Annotated in this window: 21 protein-coding genes, 1 other RNA gene and 1 pseudogene; 9 read left to right on the forward strand and 14 right to left on the reverse strand. The window is 58.7% G+C overall.

All coding sequences use genetic code 11. The annotated features are described in order from the left end of the window. Position 1: 1 nt before the first annotated feature. The 9 genes from mraY to AAY24_RS09480 form a co-directional block, all read right to left on the reverse strand. Complete coding sequence (mraY, locus tag AAY24_RS09445; protein ID WP_046861172.1) at positions 2-1,084, reverse strand: phospho-N-acetylmuramoyl-pentapeptide-transferase; 1,083 nt, start codon at positions 1,082-1,084, stop codon at positions 2-4. Position 1,085: 1 nt separating this feature from the next. Then, on the reverse strand, positions 1,086-2,447 hold the full coding sequence (locus tag AAY24_RS09450) for a UDP-N-acetylmuramoyl-tripeptide--D-alanyl-D-alanine ligase (protein WP_046859474.1): 1,362 nt from the start codon (positions 2,445-2,447) through the stop codon (positions 1,086-1,088). Beyond that, entirely contained in the window at positions 2,444-3,964 is a 1,521-nt protein-coding gene (locus tag AAY24_RS09455) for a UDP-N-acetylmuramoyl-L-alanyl-D-glutamate--2,6-diaminopimelate ligase (RefSeq protein WP_046859475.1), read from the reverse strand. The genes AAY24_RS09450 and AAY24_RS09455 overlap by 4 nt, the downstream gene beginning before the upstream one ends. Next, entirely contained in the window at positions 3,964-5,727 is a 1,764-nt protein-coding gene (locus AAY24_RS09460; protein ID WP_046859476.1) for a peptidoglycan D,D-transpeptidase FtsI family protein, read from the reverse strand. Before AAY24_RS09460 ends, AAY24_RS09455 begins: the two co-directional genes overlap by 1 nt. A 2-nt stretch (positions 5,728-5,729) precedes the next feature. Next, positions 5,730-6,002, reverse strand: coding sequence for a cell division protein FtsL (gene ftsL, locus AAY24_RS09465; RefSeq protein ID WP_234422151.1), 273 nt, complete (start codon positions 6,000-6,002; stop codon positions 5,730-5,732). Further along, entirely contained in the window at positions 5,999-6,934 is a 936-nt protein-coding gene (rsmH, locus tag AAY24_RS09470) for a 16S rRNA (cytosine(1402)-N(4))-methyltransferase RsmH (RefSeq protein WP_046859477.1), read from the reverse strand. The genes ftsL and rsmH overlap by 4 nt, the downstream gene beginning before the upstream one ends. Positions 6,935-6,936: 2 nt before the next feature. Next, the gene (gene mraZ / locus AAY24_RS09475) at positions 6,937-7,392 is read right to left on the reverse strand and encodes a division/cell wall cluster transcriptional repressor MraZ (protein WP_046859478.1); all 456 of its coding nucleotides are present in this window, start codon (positions 7,390-7,392) and stop codon (positions 6,937-6,939) included. Positions 7,393-7,775: 383 nt separating this feature from the next. Further along, an RNA gene (gene rnpB, locus AAY24_RS18710) (RNase P RNA component class A) lies at positions 7,776-8,140 on the reverse strand. Positions 8,141-8,220: 80 nt separating this feature from the next. After that, positions 8,221-8,976 carry a helix-turn-helix domain-containing protein gene (locus tag AAY24_RS09480; RefSeq protein ID WP_046859479.1) on the reverse strand — a complete coding sequence of 252 codons (756 nt, stop codon included), beginning with the start codon at positions 8,974-8,976 and terminating at the stop codon, positions 8,221-8,223. 141 nt (positions 8,977-9,117) lie between these two features. Here AAY24_RS09480 and AAY24_RS09485 point away from each other — a divergent pair, with 141 nt between their 5' ends. The 4 genes from AAY24_RS09485 to argF all read left to right on the forward strand — a co-directional run bounded on the left by AAY24_RS09485 (position 9,118) and on the right by argF (position 12,859). Then, positions 9,118-9,459, forward strand: a complete 342-nt coding sequence (locus tag AAY24_RS09485; protein ID WP_046859480.1) for a hypothetical protein — start codon at positions 9,118-9,120, stop codon at positions 9,457-9,459. Continuing rightward, the gene (locus tag AAY24_RS09490) at positions 9,456-10,310 is read left to right on the forward strand and encodes a DUF2145 domain-containing protein (protein WP_046859481.1); all 855 of its coding nucleotides are present in this window, start codon (positions 9,456-9,458) and stop codon (positions 10,308-10,310) included. Before AAY24_RS09485 ends, AAY24_RS09490 begins: the two co-directional genes overlap by 4 nt. A gap of 410 nt (positions 10,311-10,720) precedes the next feature. Next, positions 10,721-11,905 carry an aspartate aminotransferase family protein gene (locus AAY24_RS09495; protein WP_046859482.1) on the forward strand — a complete coding sequence of 395 codons (1,185 nt, stop codon included), beginning with the start codon at positions 10,721-10,723 and terminating at the stop codon, positions 11,903-11,905. A 27-nt stretch (positions 11,906-11,932) separates the two neighbouring features. After that, positions 11,933-12,859 carry an ornithine carbamoyltransferase gene (gene argF / locus AAY24_RS09500; protein ID WP_082117102.1) on the forward strand — a complete coding sequence of 309 codons (927 nt, stop codon included), beginning with the start codon at positions 11,933-11,935 and terminating at the stop codon, positions 12,857-12,859. Between the two features lie 21 nt (positions 12,860-12,880). Here the strand turns inward: argF and AAY24_RS09505 are convergent, their stop codons facing one another. Next, positions 12,881-13,090 carry a dodecin gene (locus AAY24_RS09505; RefSeq protein ID WP_046859484.1) on the reverse strand — a complete coding sequence of 70 codons (210 nt, stop codon included), beginning with the start codon at positions 13,088-13,090 and terminating at the stop codon, positions 12,881-12,883. A 248-nt stretch (positions 13,091-13,338) separates the two neighbouring features. Here AAY24_RS09505 and AAY24_RS09510 point away from each other — a divergent pair, with 248 nt between their 5' ends. Next, positions 13,339-14,289, forward strand: coding sequence for an MBL fold metallo-hydrolase (locus AAY24_RS09510; protein WP_234422152.1), 951 nt, complete (start codon positions 13,339-13,341; stop codon positions 14,287-14,289). 6 nt (positions 14,290-14,295) lie between these two features. Next, on the forward strand, positions 14,296-14,667 hold the full coding sequence (locus AAY24_RS09515; protein ID WP_046859486.1) for a hypothetical protein: 372 nt from the start codon (positions 14,296-14,298) through the stop codon (positions 14,665-14,667). A 3-nt stretch (positions 14,668-14,670) separates the two neighbouring features. On the opposite strand, the gene AAY24_RS09520 is transcribed toward AAY24_RS09515, so the two are convergent. Further along, entirely contained in the window at positions 14,671-15,069 is a 399-nt protein-coding gene (locus AAY24_RS09520; RefSeq protein ID WP_046859487.1) for an antitoxin Xre/MbcA/ParS toxin-binding domain-containing protein, read from the reverse strand. Positions 15,070-15,146: 77 nt separating this feature from the next. After that, positions 15,147-15,578, reverse strand: a complete 432-nt coding sequence (locus AAY24_RS09525) for a hypothetical protein (protein WP_335337162.1) — start codon at positions 15,576-15,578, stop codon at positions 15,147-15,149. A gap of 150 nt (positions 15,579-15,728) precedes the next feature. On the opposite strand from AAY24_RS09525, the gene AAY24_RS09530 reads away from it, so the two are divergent. The 3 genes from AAY24_RS09530 (at position 15,729) to AAY24_RS09540 (ending at position 17,947) form a co-directional block, all read left to right on the forward strand. Next, on the forward strand, positions 15,729-16,622 hold the full coding sequence (locus tag AAY24_RS09530; protein WP_046859488.1) for a phosphoribosylaminoimidazolesuccinocarboxamide synthase: 894 nt from the start codon (positions 15,729-15,731) through the stop codon (positions 16,620-16,622). Positions 16,623-16,707: 85 nt separating this feature from the next. Then, positions 16,708-16,965, forward strand: coding sequence for a glutaredoxin family protein (locus AAY24_RS09535; protein WP_046859489.1), 258 nt, complete (start codon positions 16,708-16,710; stop codon positions 16,963-16,965). Continuing rightward, complete coding sequence (locus tag AAY24_RS09540) at positions 16,958-17,947, forward strand: serine/threonine protein kinase (protein ID WP_046859490.1); 990 nt, start codon at positions 16,958-16,960, stop codon at positions 17,945-17,947. Before AAY24_RS09535 ends, AAY24_RS09540 begins: the two co-directional genes overlap by 8 nt. A gap of 88 nt (positions 17,948-18,035) precedes the next feature. On the opposite strand, the gene AAY24_RS19680 is transcribed toward AAY24_RS09540, so the two are convergent. Both AAY24_RS19680 and AAY24_RS19685 read right to left on the reverse strand, forming a co-directional pair. Continuing rightward, complete coding sequence (locus AAY24_RS19680) at positions 18,036-18,503, reverse strand: CZB domain-containing protein (protein ID WP_418064579.1); 468 nt, start codon at positions 18,501-18,503, stop codon at positions 18,036-18,038. 21 nt (positions 18,504-18,524) lie between these two features. Continuing rightward, a pseudogene (locus AAY24_RS19685) lies at positions 18,525-18,722 on the reverse strand (methyl-accepting chemotaxis protein); the annotation flags it as partial. Positions 18,723-18,788: the final 66 nt, after the last annotated feature.

Genomic DNA, 18,788 nt, shown 5'->3' on the forward strand with positions numbered 1-18,788 from the left:
GTTAACGTATTTTCAGACTGGCCAATCCGACCAGAACCAGAATGACCGTGATAATCCAGAACCGCACAATCACCCGCGGTTCCGGCCAACCCTGCAGTTCAAAATGGTGATGCAGCGGAGCCATACGGAAGATACGCCGCCCGGTGAGCTTGAACGAAGCCACCTGCAGCATCACCGAAACCGTCTCCATCACGAACACGCCGCCCATGATCACCAGCACCAGTTCCTGACGCACGATCACCGCCACCACACCCAGCGCGGCACCCAGCGCCAGTGCACCCACGTCCCCCATGAACACCTGGGCCGGGTAGGCGTTGAACCAGAGAAACCCGAGACCGGCCCCCACCAGGGCGCCGCAGAAGATCACCATCTCACCCACCCCGGGCAGATGGGGAATGAGCAGATAGTTGGCGATCTGGGCATGGCCTGAGGCGTAGGCGAAAATGCCCAGGGCACCCGCCACCAGGACGGTCGGCATGATCGCCAGACCGTCCAGTCCGTCGGTCAGATTGACCGCGTTGCTGGTACCCACAATCACGAAATAACTGAGCAGCACAAACCAGGGACCCATGTCGATCACCACGCTTTTCACAAACGGGATGATCAGCTGGGTCTCGGCCGGCACCGAAGCGGTACTGTAGAGTATCCAGGCCGCACCGGCGCCCACCAGGGACTGCCACAGGTACTTGTACCGGGCCGAGAGTCCGCGGGAGTCCTGCAACACCAGCTTCTTGTAATCGTCATAAAAGCCGATCAGACCAAACAGCAGGGTCACCAGGATAACGATCCAGACGTAGCGGTTATCCAGATTGGCCCAGAGCAGCGTACTGATCGCCACCGCCACCAGTAACAAGGTGCCGCCCATGGTCGGCGTACCCGCCTTGGATAGGTGACTCTGGGGACCATCGTTGCGCACGGTCTGGCCGATCTGGTGATGGGTCAGACGGCGAATCATCACCGGCCCGACGATGAACGAGATCACCAGGGCCGTGAGAATGCCCAGGATGGCGCGCAACGTAAGGTATTGGAATACACTGAAACCACTGTTGAATTGGGTCAGGTAGTCGGCCAGATAAACAAGCATCTCAGTCAGTCTCCCCATCGACCAGTACGCTAATAACTTTCTCCATACCGGCGCTGCGGGAGCCTTTCACCAGCACCCGGTCGCCCGGACGCAACTGTTGCTGTAATCGTTCCAGCAAGGACTCCCGACTCGCAAAGCTGACGCCACCCTGCGCCAACTGTTCAGACGCTACGCCCGCCTTACCCACGGCGTAGAGATGCTCAATTCCGGCTGCCTGGGCCCGCGCCCCAAGCTCCCGATAGAAACCTTCAGTACCTGATCCCAGTTCACCCAGTTCGCCCAGCACCAGGAAACGGCGTCCCGGCGCCTGAGCCAGTACCTCGATGGCGGCCCCGACCGAATCGGGATTGGCGTTATAACTGTCATCGATCAGCCAGACACCCTGTCGCCCCTGTCGGGGCTGCAGCCGTCCCCGGATCGGACGCATCGAGGCCAGTCCATTCACAATGCTCTGTTCACTCACCCCCACCTGGAGAGCGGCAGCGATGGCCGCCAGGGCGTTCATACGATTGTGCTCACCGGCCAGTGCCAACTCGATATCCAGCTCACCATTCGGGGTCAGCACAGCGAAGCGGCTGCTGAAACCCTGCGCATGCCACTGCAGTTCCAGCCTGCCGGGACTGCTGACATCGGCCGGCTGCTGAATACCGAATGTGCAGATTCGCCGGCCGGCGGCAACACCACCCCAGAACGGCGCATAATTATCATCGGCGTTAAATACAAAACAGCCGGTCTCGGCTAGTCCGGAGACAATCTCGCTCTTCGCCTTGGCCACCCCTTCCAGATCACCGAATCCTTCCAGGTGTGAACGACAGGCGTTGTTCAGCAGGGCCACATCCGGCCGGGCAATTTTGCTCAGATAACCGATCTCACCGGGGTGGTTAGCACCCATCTCAACAACCGCAAAATCCTCATCCTGCAGGCCCATCAGGGTCAGGGGCAGACCGATGTCATTGTTCAGGTTGCCCCGGGTGGCCAGCACACGACCCTGTTGAGCCAGGATCGCCGCGATCATCTCCTTGACCGTGGTCTTACCGTTACTGCCGGTCACCGCGATCACCTGTGCAGTGCTTTTCAGGCGCCATTCCGCCGCCATTTCACCCAGGGCAATGCGCGTATCCGCCACCACCAACTGGGGACAGTTGACCGGCATCTGCCGCTCCACCACCGCCGCCACCGCTCCCTTTGCCAGGGCCTGAGGCAGGTAGTCATGGCCATCGAAGTTGGGACCCTTGAGCGCCACGAACAGATCCCCTGCCGCTAATGAGCGGGTATCGGTACTGACGGCGCTAAACCGGCCATCATCACCCAGGTGCCGGGCATGAATCGCCTGGGCCATCTCGGCGAGCGTGAATGCGATCATCGCCGCACCTCCTGGAGCACCTTCTCCACCTGCTCGCAGTCACTGAAATGGAGTACCTGATCGCCCACCAGTTGGTAGGTCTCATGGCCCTTTCCGGCAATCAGAATCAGGTCCCCCGGCTGGGCTTCCCGGATGCTGATGGCGATCGCCTCGGCACGATCCCGCACCACCTGCACGCCTTCCGCATCGGTCATGCCGGCGACGATCTCTGTAACGATACGGTCACCAGATTCGGTACGGGGATTGTCATCGGTAACAATCACCCGATCCGCCAGTCGCTCGGCGATGGCACCCATCAGCGGCCGCTTGCCCCGATCCCGGTCGCCACCACAACCAAACACGCAGACCAGCCGTCCCCCCACATGTTCACGCAGCGCCCCCAGGGCGTGCTCCAGGGCGTCGGGGGTATGGGCATAATCCACCACCACCAGTGGCTGGTCGCCACCACCCAGGCGCTGCATACGCCCGGTGACTGTCTCCACCCGGGCCAGTTTCTCCAGCGCTGTCTCCAACGGTGTGCCGCGATAGAGCAACACTGCCAGCACTGCCAGCAGGTTGCTGGCATTGAAACGTCCCAGCAATTGACTGGACAAGTGACCCTGTCCCCAACTGCTATCGATGGTCAGGGACATGCCATCAGCATTCGGGACGATCTCAGTTGCCCGAATCCAACGCCCGGTGGCGAGGACTTTTTCTGCATTGGTGCTGTAGCCGATTCGCTCCACCCGATCCGGCAGTGCGACAAGTACCCGCTCGGCAAACGGGTCATCCATATTGAGTACGGCACAGTTGATGTGGCACTCAGTGAACAGCCGCAGCTTGGCAGCGGCATACCCATCCATGTCGGTGTGATAATCGAGATGATCCTGGGTCAGATTGGTTAACAGCGCCACATCAAAACGGACCGCCGCTGCGCGATCCTGATCCAGGGCGTGGGAGGAGACCTCCATGGCGACCATGTCCGCGCCCCGGTTACGCAGATCCCGCAACTGGGCCTGTACCGTCACCGCATCGGGCGTGGTATGGCTGGCGCTCTCCAGCTCCCCGGGCAGGCCGTTGCCCACCGTACCAATCACGCCGCAGAGATGCTCCGGGCGGAACACCTGGGCGAGAAAATGGCTGCAACTGGTCTTGCCATTGGTACCGGTGATACCGAATACGGCCATGTGGTGGCTGGGATCGGCATAGAAGCGGCCCGCTATTGCGCTGACTTTGGCACTCAAGTCCACCACCGAGCAGAGCGGAATCGACACGCTATCCGCCAGTGCCTGGATGGCATCCGGAGTCCACCGTTCATCCGGTTCGCAAACCACGGCGGCGGCTCCACGCTCCACCGCCTGGTGGACAAATTCAAGCCCGTGGTGGGAGATCCCCGCGCAGGCCAGAAACAGCGACCCCGGACGAATCTGTCGACTGTCCAGGGTCATGTCGGTGATATCACAGTCCGCCTGCTGATCCAGATCCACCCAGCCGGAAAGCAGCTGAGATAGTCGGAGACTGCGGGGCAAGTTAACCATTACCTGCCACCTCCGTTTCCGGCCAGTCTGACCACTGAATCATTCAGGGCATCGGGCGCCACGTTAAGCAGTCGCAGCGCACCGGTCATCACCCGGGAGAATACCGGCGCAGCTACCGAACCGCCGTAGTACTTGCCTGCCGTCGGCTCATCGATCATCACCACCATCACCAGGCGCGGATCACTGGAGGGTGCGATGCCGGCAAATACTGAAATATAGCGGTCATCCGCATAGCCGCCGCTGATACTCTTCTTTGCCGTGCCGGTCTTGCCCGCCACCCGATATCCGGAAACCGCGGCAGCCGGCGCGGTGCCCTCATTGCTCACGACACCTTCCATCATCCTGCGCACCGCCCGGGCGGTGGACGCCCGCATCACCCGCTCACCCCTGACCGGCTCATCCTGGCGCAACAGGGAGACCGGATAACGGATACCGTCACTGGCCAACACACCATAGGCCCGCGCCAGCTGCAACGTGGTGACCGAAAGGCCATAACCGAACGCCAGGGTCGCCTGGTCGATTTCCGCCCAGCGACGATAGGGTGCCAGTTGACCCGACACCTCTCCGGGGAAACCGGTACTGGTGGGATCGCCAAATCCGATCCGTGAGAAGAATCCCCAGAACTCATCCTTAGGCAGATCCAGGGCGATCTTGCTGACCCCCACATTACTGGACTTCAGGATCACATGGGTCAGATCAATGGGGCCGTAGTTCCGGTGATCACGCACCAGGTTGCGACCCACTTTAAACGTACCCGGCGTGGTGTCGATCACCGTACCCGGACTGTAACGACCCGACTCCAGAGCGGCGGCGATGGTGAAGGGTTTCATGGTGGAACCCGGCTCAAAGACATCGGTTACTGCCCGATTGCGGAAGCGACCGGTCTTGCCGGACTTGCTGCCGTTGGGGTTATAGGCTGGCTGGTTGACCATGGCCAGGATCTCGCCATTTCGCGCATCCAGAATAACCGCCGAACCGGACTTGGCCTTGTTGCGCCGGACCGCCCCCTTCAACTCCCGGTAGGCAAGAAACTGCAGACGCCGGTCGATTGAAGTAATCAGCTCCTTACCTGCCTGAGGCTCAAGAATGTTCTCCACATCCTTTACCGCCCGGGCACGACCATCCTGAATCACCCGCTTGCGACCCGCCGTTCCACGCAGCCACTCGTCGTAGGCCAGTTCCAGACCTTCCTGCCCCTGGTCATCAATATTGGTAAAGCCCACCACATGGGCGAACACCTCACCATCCGGGTAGTAGCGACGATACTCACGCTGCAGTCCGATGCCCGATATATCGTTCGCTTCCACATAATCCATCAAACGCTCGGCCCGGTCGGGATTAATACGGCGTTTCAGATACACGAATGAGCGATTACTGCGGCGCGCCAGCAGCTGGCGCAGATGATCCAGGTCCATCTCCAGTATCTTCGCCACCGGGACCAGTATCCGGCGGTCGGGTGACAGGGTGCGCGGGTTGGCCCATACCGAGTCCACTGGCGTGCTGATGGCTACCGGCGCACCAAAGCGATCTTTGATCATGCCCCGATGGGCCGGCATCTCGACTACCCGCAGATAACGGCGTTGCCCTTCATTCTGCAGAAAGTCGGTTTCAAAAATCTGCTGATCCACCGCCCGCCACACCAGCAGGGCCGCTGAGAGAGATAACAGGGTCAACAGTGTCCAGCGCCGGGCACGGTAGCTCGGCAACGCCTGCTCGACCCGGCGGGCATTCTTCTGACGCCTGTTTCTGGTTTTCCCACTCATCGTTATGGTTTCACCACCACGACTTCATCAGCCGTCGGTATGTGCATTTTTAACCGCTTGCGGGCAATCTTCTCGACCCGGGCATGGGTAGCCCAGGTACTCTGTTCCAATTGCAACCGCCCCCACTCCACTTCCATCGCATCACGCTCGGCGCGCAGCATCTGCAACGCCACAAAATGTTTGCGGGTGGCGTATTTGGAATACACCACCCCGGTCGCCGTCATGAGCAGACTGAACGCCAGAAACAGCAGCATAATGGCCTGCCCCCGGTTCACTGCCGACGCTCCGCTACCCGTAACACCGCACTACGTGCACGGGGATTCTGATCCACCTCCTGACGGGAGGGCTTGATCGCCTTGCCGATCCGCGCCAACTGCGAGTTACGTTGCTGCTCCGTTACCGGGATGCCCGGGGGAAACTGTTCGCCCCGTTCCGCATCCCGCATAAAACGCTTCACGATACGGTCTTCCAGCGAATGAAAGCTGATCACCGCCAACCGACCGCCCGGGGCCAGTACCCGCAAAGACTGATCGAGACAGGCTTTCAGATCATCCAGTTCCCGATTGATGTGGATACGGATCGCCTGAAAGCAGCGGGTCGCCGGATGTTTGCCCTTTTCCCAGGCCGGGTTGGCTGCTGATACAACCTCCGCCAACTGGCGCGTGGTCTGAATCGACTGCGTGCTGCGCGCCTCCACAATGGCGCGCGCTATGCGACGGGCAAAACGCTCTTCGCCATAGGTCTTGAAGACCTGTGCCATTTCGTCCGCCTCGGCCCGGTTCAACCAATCGGCCGCACTGACACCGGAACTGTTATCCATGCGCATATCCAGAGGCCCGTCATTCAGAAAACTGAAGCCTCTCTCCGCCCTGTCCAGTTGTGGCGAGGAGACGCCCAAATCCAGCAACACACCGTTGACCCGGCCCAACAGTCCTGCCGCCCCCACAACCTGTTCCAGTTGGGCAAAAGAACCCTGCCGGATCACGAACCGCTCATCATCACCAAACAGACGCCGGGCACACGCAATGGCGTCCGGGTCCTTATCGATCCCCAGCAACCGCCCCGAGGGACCCAATGCCTGCAGAATTGCCCCGCTGTGACCGCCACGCCCGAAGGTACCGTCGATATAGACCCCTTCGGGGCTGATATTCAGCGCCTCCAGCGCCTCATGAAAAAGCACCGGCAGATGTGTGTCCGTGGAGGCCATGGCTATATCGAGAGGGTGTCGAAATCGGCCGGCAGATCGACATCACCCAGTTCCATCTCATCCAACCAGCCCTCTCTCTGATTGCTCCAGCGCTCCTCATCCCACAATTCGAACTTGTTACCCTGACCAATCAACACCACCCGCTTGTCCAACTGGGCAAAATCCCGTAACGCAGGCGGCAGCAACACACGACCCTGACCATCCATATCAACTTCCGTGGCGTGCCCAACCAACAGACGCTGCAGATTACGTGCAGCCTTATTAAAGGAGGGGAGTTTCATCAGTTTTCTCTCGATCTCCTGCCATTCCGGCAGTGGATAGATCAAGAGACAGTGATCACGATCAATCGTCACCACCAATTCGGAGGCACAACGCTCCTGTATCCGCTCGCGATAGCGCGTCGGCACAGCCAAACGTCCCTTGGCATCCAGATTGAGCCTGTTGAGCCCCCGAAACAAAGATCGCCCCCTTTAAGGAAATCCGATTTCCAGAAAAATCCACATTTACCCACTTCTTTCCATAATAGGTACTCAAATCAGGGCTTGTCAAGGAAATCACTCCACCAAAATGTGAGAAAGTTCCTTTAAAGACAGATAGTTAGAGACACCCTTTAAAGGGCGATTAATCACACAAGACAATAAAAAACAGCGCGATAAACTACGGAGTTAAAGTAAAGTGTAAAGACCAGCAGGATTTAACACCCCCTTTCCCACTGACCGATTCTCCACCACGCCCCACAAACGGACCGAGCGGATCAGCGGGGACGGATTGGCATCAGCACCGTTGAGAAAGCAGAAATAAAACGACCGGAGCAGGAAACCTGCTCCGGTCGGGAAATTGGATGGGGAGTCGGCCTGTAAGCCGGGTTCTGTCTTGAATGGCCATTCATCTGGGATGCGCGTCACCGCGCACCTCAAGCGACCTACCCGGGGACCGTGCGGGCCACACGTGGCAACCGAGGCTGCCTGCCCCCCTATTTGGTCTTGCTCCGGGTGGGGTTTACCCTGCCACGACTGTTGCCAGTCGCGCGGTGCGCTCTTACCGCACCATTTCACCCTTACCAGCCAGCCCGTAGACCGGTGGCGGTATATTTTCTGTGGCACTTTCCGTAGGCTCGCGCCTCCCAGGCGTTACCTGGCACCCTGCCCATCGGAGCCCGGACTTTCCTCCGCTTTATTGAAAAGCAGCGACCATCCGGCCGACTCCCGGCGGGGAGAGTAGTCCCATCACCCGACTTGTGCAAGCCAATTCAACAACTCCAACCCCCAATGCCCGCAGGCCCCCGGTCAACCGGCTCCTCCTGCACGGACGTTACGCTCAGAGGATGCAAACTCCTCCAGTTTCCAGGGCCTGGTCGCCAATAACAGACCGACATTGGTTCGCTCATCAACCGCAAGGCCAAGATCCTCCCGCTGCAGCTGTGCAAACTCCTGGGACCAGTGATCGATCTTCCTTAACAATATTTCCCGCGACGCCCGGGAGAGCATACCAGTAACAAAACGTCGCGCCTCGTGGTCGCCGGTGAACCGGCTGTTGAAAAAATCTTCCTGGACCCTTTTGGCGTAGTACTGAACCACGGGCCCGTTGGGCAACCAGTGAAAATCCGGAGCGATGCGCATTTTGATCCGATTACCCGGCAACAGGTCGAGAAACTTAAGGCGATCCAGATTTGCAAGCGCCTGGATACACTCCGCTTCGGTCAATTGATACTGATTAACCATATCCTCAAAAGCGATATGGTTCCGCACGCACATCGCCACCAATAGCAGGCGTGGACTCGCTACCAACTCCTTTTCCTGCTCCACCGTCAGGTGGCTGATATGGGTACGCCCCCTTTCATACTCATGGAACAGGTCACTCAACTCCACATCGACCAATTCGCAGATAGACTCCAGCCGTTCTAATGTCATCCCACCGGATGAAAACAGTCGCTTGACACTCCCCTCACTCAGCCCCAGATGTTTTGCCACCTGGGCGTAGGTAACCCGATGCTTTCTCAACACCTGTTTCAGCGCATCCACCAGCGCAGTTGATTGGCTCATAGCCCCTCCGACATCCAATAGTCACGCTATGCGTGACCCACTGTCCTATTTTCTGCAACTTTATCAAAAATAGTAGCAATAAAGATAACTTTGTCTAAAAGTATCTCTCGCGTTTCAAACACAACATGGAGAGATAGAAAAATGGACCATTGGAAACCAATCACCGCAATCGTACTGGCTTCAGTCATCGCTGTTTCACCCGCCCGGGCGAACGGTAGTGCAAACCACGGAAGCAAGGCCGCCACTCACTCCACGCAAGCCGCCGGGCACTCTGCTGCAATGAGCGCGAAAACTGTAGCCGGCAGCGTGGCACTGCCTCTTGCAGTCGCGGGCACAGCCGGCCAGGTAAGTGGCCAGGCCGCGGAAGAACTCTGGGACCTTGCCAATCAACCCATCGGTACGCCGCTACCGATCGCACAGGAAACATTCACAGTTGGTCATTCACCAAAAGAAGCCGTGTTCAACGAGGGGGATAACCAATGAAAACCAATATATTAAAGGCCATACTCATCGGCCTTATCATGACCGCAACCGGCAACGTCCAGGCCAATAGCAGCGCCGCTGGTACCGCTTCCATCTTTACACCACAACAAGTATCGGCATTTGCAAAAAAAGTAGAACAGACCCTGGCAGAGAAGGGGGCGCGGGTATTCCTCATCAGCAGAGTCGGGATACCCGAAGAGGAGCTTCCGAAAGGCATCAACTATACCCATACAGCTCTCGCCGTCTATTCTGAAATTACCACCGAAGATGGAAACAAAGCCCCCGGGTACGCCATATACAACCTCTACCAGCGCGATGGGCAACCGGATGTCAGTGAACTGGTTGTGGATTTCCCGGTGGACTTTTTCAGCAGCGCCCATGTAATGAAAGCGGGCATTGTGATACCAGTGCCAAAACTGCAGGAAAGGCTGCTTAGGGTCATTCGCTCGAAAACCTATAGCAATCTGCACAATCCGAACTACTCTGTGCTGGCAAATCCGTTCAAACAGAAATTCCAGAACTGCACCGGATTTGTACTGAATGTGCTGAATGCCGCGATTTACCAGACCGACGATATTGAAGTAATCAAGGCAAATACCCGAGCCTATTTTAAACCGCAAAGGGTTGATGTAGGGGGGTTTAAACTACTGCTCGGTTCCATGTTTAAACCAGACATCGCCTTGTCGGATCACCAAGGCCCGGTAGTCACCACGACATTTGGCACCATCACCAAGTATCTCGAAGAGTACAGTTTAAGCCAGGAACACTTCACCCTCACGGCGGATACGCAGACAGCAGGAGGCCCGGAACAGCCTGGCCGACATCAGGTAAACAGCTCGGATTCAACCTGATACCGGGCTGGCGATAGATGGGGGTTGCCGGTTTGGATTGTCGTATCGACAAGTCATCGAAACCGGCGACCCGCCCGCTTTTCCGAATGTAAGAAATCCGCTACTGCCAAGCCCGACAACAGACTCTCACCAGCGCCCTCAAGCCGCCCACACCGGACCGATACCGGGTAGTTTTCTTCCCCACCTTGCCCTGATCACAGCCAATCAGGCGCGCCAGCCCCCCCGTTCCAGCAGACCCCGGACAACTGCCACCTTCCATCCCCGCAGCCCTGTAATCGGAATAGCCGGCGCAATCACTTGCCATGGATGACCAATACTCATAGTATTAACGGTTTTCTTGGCTATTTGCGCCTGAAGATCAAGGCGCCTGTTTATACGCTTTCCAGAATTGGAGATTTAGGATAACGACCATGTCGAACGCTTTGATGGCCACATACAAGAGGCTCCCGGTCAGTTTTGAACGGGGCGATGGGGTTTGGCTCTGGGACACCGAGGGTAAACGTTATCTGGATGCCCTCTCAGGCATTGCGGTATGCGGTCTCGGACACGCCCACCCGGCCATTCAGAAAGCCATCTGTGACCAGGCCTCCAAGCTGCTGCACACCTCCAATCTCTACCAGATTCCGCTGCAGGAACAACTGGGCGAAAAACTGATCGGCCTGGCGAACATGCAGCAGGTCTTTTTTGCCAATTCCGGCGCCGAGGCCAACGAGGCGGCAATCAAGATCGCCCGCTTCCACGGTAACCAGAAGGGTGTGCAGAACCCCACCATAGTGGTCATGGAACGGAGTTTCCATGGCCGGACCCTGGCCACCCTGACCGCCACCGGTAATCGCAAGGTGCAGGCCGGCTTCGAGCCACTGGTGCAGGGTTTCATACGGATCCCCTACGACGATATCGAGAGCTTGAAAAATGTCGCCGAAAACAGCCCCAACGTGGTTGCCGTGCTGGTTGAACCGGTACAGGGCGAGGGTGGTATCAATATCCCGGCCGAAGACTACCTGACCCAGATCCGCCAGCTTTGCGATGAAAACGGATGGCTGATGATGCTGGACGAAATTCAGACCGGCATAGGCCGCAGCGGTAAATTTTTCTCCCATCAGCACCAGGGCATCGTGCCTGACGTAATGACCCTGGCCAAGGCGCTGGGTAACGGCATGCCCATCGGCGCCTGCCTGGTAAGCGGCAAGGCGGCCAATCTGCTGGGACCGGGCAATCATGGCACCACGTTTGGCGGTAATCCACTGGCCTGCCGGGTCGCACTGACCGTACTGGAGACCGTTGAGCAGGCGGACCTCACGACCCGGGCCGAGGTGCTGGGCGCCAAGTTACTGGCCGATTTTGCCGATGCCCTGATCGATGTGACCGGTGTGGAAGAGATCCGCGGCCAGGGGCTGTTGATCGGCATAGAGCTGGAGCACCCCTGTGGTGAACTGGTCCTGCGGGCCCTGGAGCAGGGCCTGCTGATCAATGTCACCGCCGACAAAGTGATCCGGCTGCTGCCACCACTGATCATGAGCGACAAGGAGGCCGAACAACTGGTGCAGACGCTCTCCACGTTGATCCGGGACTTCCTGACCGAACAGAGCGAATAGGGCCTGTCAGGGCCGCGCAAGGTAGAAATGATGACACTTCCAGCCAACAAACCCGTCAGACACTTCCTGTCACTTCTGGATCTTTCGCCCGACGAGCTGCGTGCCCTGATTCACCGGGCCACTGAACTGAAGCGGATACTGCGGGCGGGCGAGTTGTACGAGCCGCTGAAGAACCAGACCCTGGGGATGATTTTCGAGAAATCCTCGACCCGGACCCGGATCTCCTTCGAGGCGGGTGTCACCCAGCTCGGAGGACATGCGCTGTTTCTCTCCTCCCGGGATACCCAGTTGGGACGCGGCGAGCCGATCGAGGACAGCGCCCGGGTCATCTCCCGGATGGTGGACTGCGTCATGATCCGTACTTTCGAACACGAGAAGGTGGAGCTGTTTGCCGCCCACTCCCGGGTGCCGGTGATCAACGCCCTGACCGACCTGCTGCACCCCTGCCAGCTACTGGCTGACATGCAGACCTATTTTGAACATCGTGGCGATATTGCCGGCAAGACGGTTACCTGGGTCGGTGATGGGAACAACATGTGCCACTCCTATATCAATGCCGCCCGCCAGTTCGATTTCCAGCTGAATATCAGCTGCCCGGAGGGGCATGACCCGGATCCTTCGATCCTGCAGGGAGCCGGTGATCGCTGCCGGATCATCCGCGAGCCTATGGAAGCCGCCACCGATGCCGACCTGGTGGTCACCGATGTATGGGCCAGCATGGGGCAGGAAGAGGAGCAGCGGCAACGGGAAATCACCTTTGCCAACTACCAGGTGAACGAGCAGTTGATGGCGCAGGCCCGGCCCGACGCCCTGTTCATGCACTGCCTGCCGGCACACCGGGGCGAAGAGGTGACCGCCGGAGTGATCGATCACCCCGACAGCGTGGTCTGGGATGAGGCGGAAAACCGCATGCACGCCCAGAAAGCCCTGCTGGAGATGCTGCTGCGCCCCTGATCCCTATATCGACGCAGGCGGTCAATCATCCAGCCGGAAGCCGACCTTGATCACCACCTGCCAGTGGGCCACCTTGCCTTCCACCACGTGACCACGGGTCTCGACCACTTCGAACCAGTCCATGTTGCGTACACTGTCGGCCGCATGGGCCAGGGCGTTCTCCACCGCCTTGTCGGAGCTCTCACTGGAGGAGCCCACCAGCTCTATCTTTTTATATATGTGTGAATGCATATCCAATCTCCCGGTTGTGAATCATCAGCTGATCTGATCGAGTGTAGGCGGAACCCGGGCCGTGTGCCGGAAAGCATCCGCCTCAGTCACAAAGCTCAATCGGCAACACGCTTCCATAACGGTAGCCAGGACCGGAACAGCGCAGAGCAATTATCCTTTTTAAAAACAAGGTAATAAGAACTTGCCCGCCTCACCCGATCCGTGGCAAAGTCCACCGCCTGAAGTACAACATGCGGTGGACCAATCTCGTGAAACTCTCCTATCAAGATCTCGGACAGGGCATATTCTGTATCGATACCTTCTACTACCGCCCCAACCTGGATGGCTGCTATCTGATCCAGCAGGGCGACCAGGCGGCGCTGATTGACGCCGGCACGTCCCACGTGGCACCGGCGGTGATGGAGCTGTTGAAACTGCGTGGCCTGACACCAGAACAGGTCAAGTACGTCATCCCGACCCACGTCCACCTGGATCATGCCGGCGGAACCGGCCAGCTCATGGCCATGTTGCCTGAAGCAGAGATGATCATCCATCCCCGCGGCGCGCGCCACATGAATCATCCGGAGAAGATCATTGCCGGTACCATTGCCGTTTATGGCGAGGAGATCTTCAAAGAGCGTTACGGCGCCATCCTGCCGGTGCCGGAGGCGCGTACCATTGCGGCCGAAGATGGCTTTGAGTTCTCCCTGGGCGGACGCACCCTGCGCTGCATTCACACCGAAGGGCACGCCCGGCACCACCTCTGCATCTGGGACCAACAGAGCCGGGGACTGTTTACCGGCGATACATTCGGCATATCCTACCGGGAACTGGATAGTGACCAGGGTCCCTTTATGTTCCTCCCCTCCACCCCGATCGATTTTGATCCGGAGGCGTGGCATGATTCCCTGGAGCGGCTTTGCCGTCTCGACCCGACCCAGCTCTACCTGACCCATTTCTGTCGCATCGATCAACCGGCGCTCCGGGCCAAGGTGTTGCATAAAGAGATCGACGACTATGTAGCCATTGCACTCAACGCGGGTGGCGAGCAGCGAGAACAGCAGATCCACCAGGAGCTGACGCACTACTATCAGGAGCAGCTCAGACAGCACGGCTCGCCATTGAGCAGTGCTGAAATCGATCAGGTGCTGGGCATGGACATTGCACTCTGCGCTCAGGGGCTTGAGGTGTGGTTGAAACGGCGGGAAAAACAGAAGTAGTTCAGAATGGAGTTTTATCGACGGGTTGAGTCAAAGTGCAGCGCCGCACAGCTGCAGGCACTGATCACGCTGGAGCAACTCCCCAGCCTGTGTGCCTCCATTGACACGCTGCTGGAGCAGCGGGGTGAGGAGGGTCAGATCTATTGTGTCTGGGGCGCATTCGAAGTTACCCGCCAGAAGATCAGAGATGGGGTTCGCTTCACTCTGCCTGGCTGTATTAATGCCCTGGCCTGGACTATCACTGCCAATCCCGACCATATCGTTATCCACTGCACCATCAACCGCGCTGAACACGATCAGGATTTTATCGAATCAATAGAGCAGTTCGTGGAGGATTGGCGAACCGGTCTGGCTGAAGCGCTCAACCCGGGCCAATAACCCTCACGAGGGGCGGGTGCTGTTCAGCTCCCAGCAGAAAGTACAGTCCAGCTCCGCCAGCACCTGCTCCAGACCATCCTCGCCCTGCTCAAGGATAAGCGACAACGGCGCCCGGCCCAGACGCCGATGGGTCTGCCGCAACCAGCGACCGCCCATGGTCGGATTAGTGGGATAGCTGGTATGCAGCGCTTCGGCAATGCGGCGCACGTAGGCGGCGCGACGCTGAATATCCGGATCATCAGGAAACGCCTCGTACTGACCCAGCCGGTTCAGTTTTCTTGAACGGGTCTCCGGAAGCCCCAGGACAAAACAGACCTGCTCAACACCAAGACGCCAGACCCGGAGCACTTCCATGGTCTCGCGCGTTTTATTTATCGCCTGGTTCATGGCTACTGCACTCATGAAACAACCTCCCACCCGTCTCTATTTCATAGTTATTTACTGGGTTTTAAGTGTACCACTATTCGAAAAGCTTTGCTTCAGCCAAATATTTTCCGCCACCAACGGCGGCGATTGTTGGGCAGGACACGGGTTGAAGGCAGGTCGCAGGGGGGGAGTTTGCTCAACACCCAACCCGGCAGGGGCGGGTTGTCACTGTACCCGCAACTGACTCCCAGGTTATGGGGATCATAAATCTTGATCAGGGCCGGCTGCTCCAGATTGTCTGCATAGACAATCCCGCAGTAATCCTCATCATGCTCACGACGCAGAAACAGCGCCATCTCTTCCAGAAAACGGCACAGATCCTGTGCGCTTGCCGGACTTTCCGGCGGAACTTCTCCGATCGCGTAGATATACCAGTCATCGGTGGGGTTTTGCAGCAACAGGGCCCAGAGCGCATCCAGCTGGGGCCAGCGCAGGGTGGCGATAAAACTGCCCCGAAAGGCCGCCATAAACGGGTTTTCTTCCAATGATCCAGCCTCCAGGCAACCAAATTTGGGTGGTTGGGGAAGTCTCGCACGACCGGTAAACTATTTGAAATCAAAATCTGTTAAGGGATTATAAACAGGCCCCTGATCGGGGTATAATCGGGTCCTTTTCAATCACCAAGTTCCGCCACTATGAGCCAAGCTGACGCACTGTTTGAAACCGACCTGCCCCACCTGAAGCTGCTGAACCGCGGCAAGGTCCGGGACATTTTTGATATTGATGACCAGCACATGCTGATCGTCGCCAGCGACCGCCTGTCGGCATTCGACGTGGTACTGCCCCAGCCGATCCCCGGCAAGGGTGAAGTACTCACCCGGGTGGCCAACTTCTGGTTTGAACGGACCCGTTCCATCCTGCCCAACCACCTGTCCGATATGCCCCTGGAAGAGGTGGTACCGGACGTGGCGCAGCGGGCCAGACTGGGCGATCGGGCCACCGTGGTACGCAAGCTGAAACCCCTGCCGGTGGAGGCCATCGTGCGGGGCTACATCATCGGTTCGGGCTGGAAGGATTATCAGAAAACCGGTGAGGTCTGCGGCATCCGCCTGCCGGAGGGACTGCGCCAGGCGGACAAACTGCCGGAACCGATCTTCACCCCCTCGTCCAAGGCGGAAGTGGGCGATCACGATGAGAACATCAGCTTCCAGCAGATGATTGATCTGATCGGCGAGGAACTGGCCAACCAGGTACGGGACGCCAGCCTGCGCATCTACAGCGAGTGCGCCGACTACGCCCTGCAGAAGGGTATTATCATTGCCGATACCAAGTTTGAATTTGGCCTGGACGAGCAGGGTCAGCTCTACCTGATCGACGAAGTACTGACCCCCGACTCCTCCCGCTTCTGGCCTGCCGACCAGTACCAGCCGGGCATGAGTCCGCCCAGTTTCGACAAGCAGTTTGTGCGGGATTACCTGGAGACCCTGGACTGGGACAAGACCCCGCCAGGACCGGTGCTGCCGGACGAGGTGATCACCCGGACTGCCGAGAAGTACCGCGAGGCCGAGCAGATCCTGACCGGCCGCTGAGCGCTACTTACTGGCGACAAAGTCGTGCATAAGCGTGGGCACCGCTTTGGTGCCCACCCTGCGGAACTGACCAGGTGATCCACTGATGAAAAAGCGCCAGACACGCATCACGCTCTACAGCAGCCGCAACTGCAGTCACTGCCGCCGGGCCAAAGCTTACCTGAAAGAGCACCACATCCCCTTTACCGAGCAGGATGTGGAGCGCAACCGGCGCGCGCAACTCGATTTCATGCGCGCCGGCGGCCGTGGCGTACCCCTGATCATGGTGGGCGAACAGCAGGTCCACGGCTTTGAACCCCGTCAGTTGCAGCGGGCCCTGCGCCAGGCAGGCTTCGATGTCTGAGGCGGAGACCCCTTACGCCGATCTAAGCCCCGAAACCATCCTCTGCGCCCTGGAATCGGTCGGTTACCAGCCCAGTGGCGGCATGCTGGCTCTCAACAGCTACGAAAACCGGGTCTACCAGATCGGCATGGAGGATTCCCCACCCCTGGTGGCCAAGTTCTATCGACCGGAACGCTGGAGCGATGCCAGCATCCAGGAGGAGCACGACTTCACCCTGGCACTGGCCGCCGACGAGATACCGGTTGTTCCGCCGTTGCAGGACCCGGCGGGAAACACCCTGCACCACTACCAGGGCTACCGTTTCGCCCTGTTTCCCCGCCGTGGCGGCCGCTGGCCGGAGCTGGAGAACCCCGATAACCTGGCCTGGATCGGCCGCTTTATCGCCCGGATTCATCTGCTGGGCGCCGCCCGGCCGTTCGAACACCGTCCCCGCATCGATCCGGATCAGATGGGCCGGGCCTGCGCCCAGTATCTGTTAGATGAGGGGGCTATTCCCCTGGAACTGGAATCCAGCTATCGGCGGATCACCGAGGCACTCCAGCAGCACATTGATGCCGCCTTCAGCGCCACCAGGGATTGCCAGACAATTCGTCTGCATGGCGACTGCCACCCGGGCAATATCCTCTGGACTGACCAGGGCCCGCACTTCGTGGACATGGATGATTGTCGCAGCGGCCCGGCGATTCAGGATCTGTGGATGCTGCTGTCCGGTGATCGACAGGAGATGGCGTTGCAGTTGAGCTATATCCGGGAGGGCTACGAGACCTTCCGCGAACTGGATAGCCGGGAGGTGGCCCTGATTGAACCGCTGCGTACCCTGCGCATGATCCACTACGCTGCCTGGCTGGCCCGACGCTGGCGCGACCCGGCCTTTCCCCAGGCGTTCCCCTGGTTCCACACCCACCAGTACTGGCAGTCCCACCTGGGGGAACTGGAGCAGCAGCTCCGCCTGCTGGATGAGCCACCGCTGCCGCTCTACTGAGTTACTCCCCTGTCCGCGCCTGATATTGCCCCCTACCCTGCAATAGAGCGGCATGGGCAGAAGGATGCGTATCGCGCAAAAAATCTATTTACCGGCGAGGATTGTCCAACACATCCGCCTCGACCCGGTCCAGCATCTCGAATACCTGGTGGCTGTTCTGCTCCATCACCTCAAATGCCTGCAACAGGGCAGGATAATTGCGCTGCTCGCCACCCAGCAGTTCGAATACCCCTTTGGTCCCCTGGTGTACTACCGAGTGGGGCTCCTCGATCTGCTGATAGTAACTCGAGTGGGAGAAAAACTCCTTACCCTCTCCTTCGTAGAACCACTTGCCCAGACGACAGTTATGATGATCGACAAAATCGAAGGCCGGCGCATTCATATTGACCGAGAGGTAGGTATTCACCTTCCAGAGCACATGATCCAGCTTGGCCAGACTGAGGAAGACACTGTCGGTCATCTTGTTGAGGTCCTCAAAATAGGACTGCATCCCGCCGCCCATCTTGCCCAGGTCCTGTTGAAAACCAGTGACCGCGCTCGCCACCTTGCCCACCATCTCGATCACCTGCACCGACGCCTGGGAGACTGACCTGACATTATCCTGCATGGTCTGAATCACGTCGTTGATCTCGGTGATGGCAGACTGAGTCTTGTCGGCCAGCCCACGCACCTCATCGGCGACCACGGCAAAGCCGCGCCCCTGCTCGCCAGCCCGTGCCGCCTCAATGGCCGCGTTCAGGGCCAGCAGGTTGGTCTGCTCCGCGATCCCCTTGATCAGGGCCAGGATGGAACTGATCTCACCGGCCCGGGAAGACATATCCGATACCGACTCACCGGATCT

It is taken from the genome of Sedimenticola thiotaurini (genome assembly GCF_001007875.1).
In the GTDB taxonomy this organism is placed as follows: domain Bacteria; phylum Pseudomonadota; class Gammaproteobacteria; order Chromatiales; family Chromatiaceae; genus Sedimenticola; species Sedimenticola thiotaurini.

Excerpts from the sequence above, each read along its gene's own strand:
- mraY (WP_046861172.1), bottom strand. The coding sequence starts at position 1,084 with ATGCTTGTTTATCTGGCCGACTACCTGACCCAATTCAACAGTGGTTTC.
- AAY24_RS09450 (WP_046859474.1), bottom strand. The coding sequence starts at position 2,447 with ATGATCGCATTCACGCTCGCCGAGATGGCCCAGGCGATTCATGCCCGG.
- AAY24_RS09455 (WP_046859475.1), bottom strand. The coding sequence starts at position 3,964 with ATGGTTAACTTGCCCCGCAGTCTCCGACTATCTCAGCTGCTTTCCGGC.
- AAY24_RS09460 (WP_046859476.1), bottom strand. The coding sequence starts at position 5,727 with ATGAGTGGGAAAACCAGAAACAGGCGTCAGAAGAATGCCCGCCGGGTC.
- rsmH (WP_046859477.1), bottom strand. The coding sequence starts at position 6,934 with ATGGCCTCCACGGACACACATCTGCCGGTGCTTTTTCATGAGGCGCTG.
- AAY24_RS09480 (WP_046859479.1), bottom strand. The coding sequence starts at position 8,976 with ATGAGCCAATCAACTGCGCTGGTGGATGCGCTGAAACAGGTGTTGAGA.
- AAY24_RS09485 (WP_046859480.1), top strand. The coding sequence starts at position 9,118 with ATGGACCATTGGAAACCAATCACCGCAATCGTACTGGCTTCAGTCATC.
- AAY24_RS09490 (WP_046859481.1), top strand. The coding sequence starts at position 9,456 with ATGAAAACCAATATATTAAAGGCCATACTCATCGGCCTTATCATGACC.
- AAY24_RS09495 (WP_046859482.1), top strand. The coding sequence starts at position 10,721 with ATGTCGAACGCTTTGATGGCCACATACAAGAGGCTCCCGGTCAGTTTT.
- argF (WP_082117102.1), top strand. The coding sequence starts at position 11,933 with ATGATGACACTTCCAGCCAACAAACCCGTCAGACACTTCCTGTCACTT.
- AAY24_RS09505 (WP_046859484.1), bottom strand. The coding sequence starts at position 13,090 with ATGCATTCACACATATATAAAAAGATAGAGCTGGTGGGCTCCTCCAGT.
- AAY24_RS09515 (WP_046859486.1), top strand. The coding sequence starts at position 14,296 with ATGGAGTTTTATCGACGGGTTGAGTCAAAGTGCAGCGCCGCACAGCTG.
- AAY24_RS09520 (WP_046859487.1), bottom strand. The coding sequence starts at position 15,069 with ATGAGTGCAGTAGCCATGAACCAGGCGATAAATAAAACGCGCGAGACC.
- AAY24_RS09530 (WP_046859488.1), top strand. The coding sequence starts at position 15,729 with ATGAGCCAAGCTGACGCACTGTTTGAAACCGACCTGCCCCACCTGAAG.
- AAY24_RS09535 (WP_046859489.1), top strand. The coding sequence starts at position 16,708 with ATGAAAAAGCGCCAGACACGCATCACGCTCTACAGCAGCCGCAACTGC.
- AAY24_RS09540 (WP_046859490.1), top strand. The coding sequence starts at position 16,958 with ATGTCTGAGGCGGAGACCCCTTACGCCGATCTAAGCCCCGAAACCATC.
- AAY24_RS19680 (WP_418064579.1), bottom strand. The coding sequence starts at position 18,503 with ATGGTGGGCAAGGTGGCGAGCGCGGTCACTGGTTTTCAACAGGACCTG.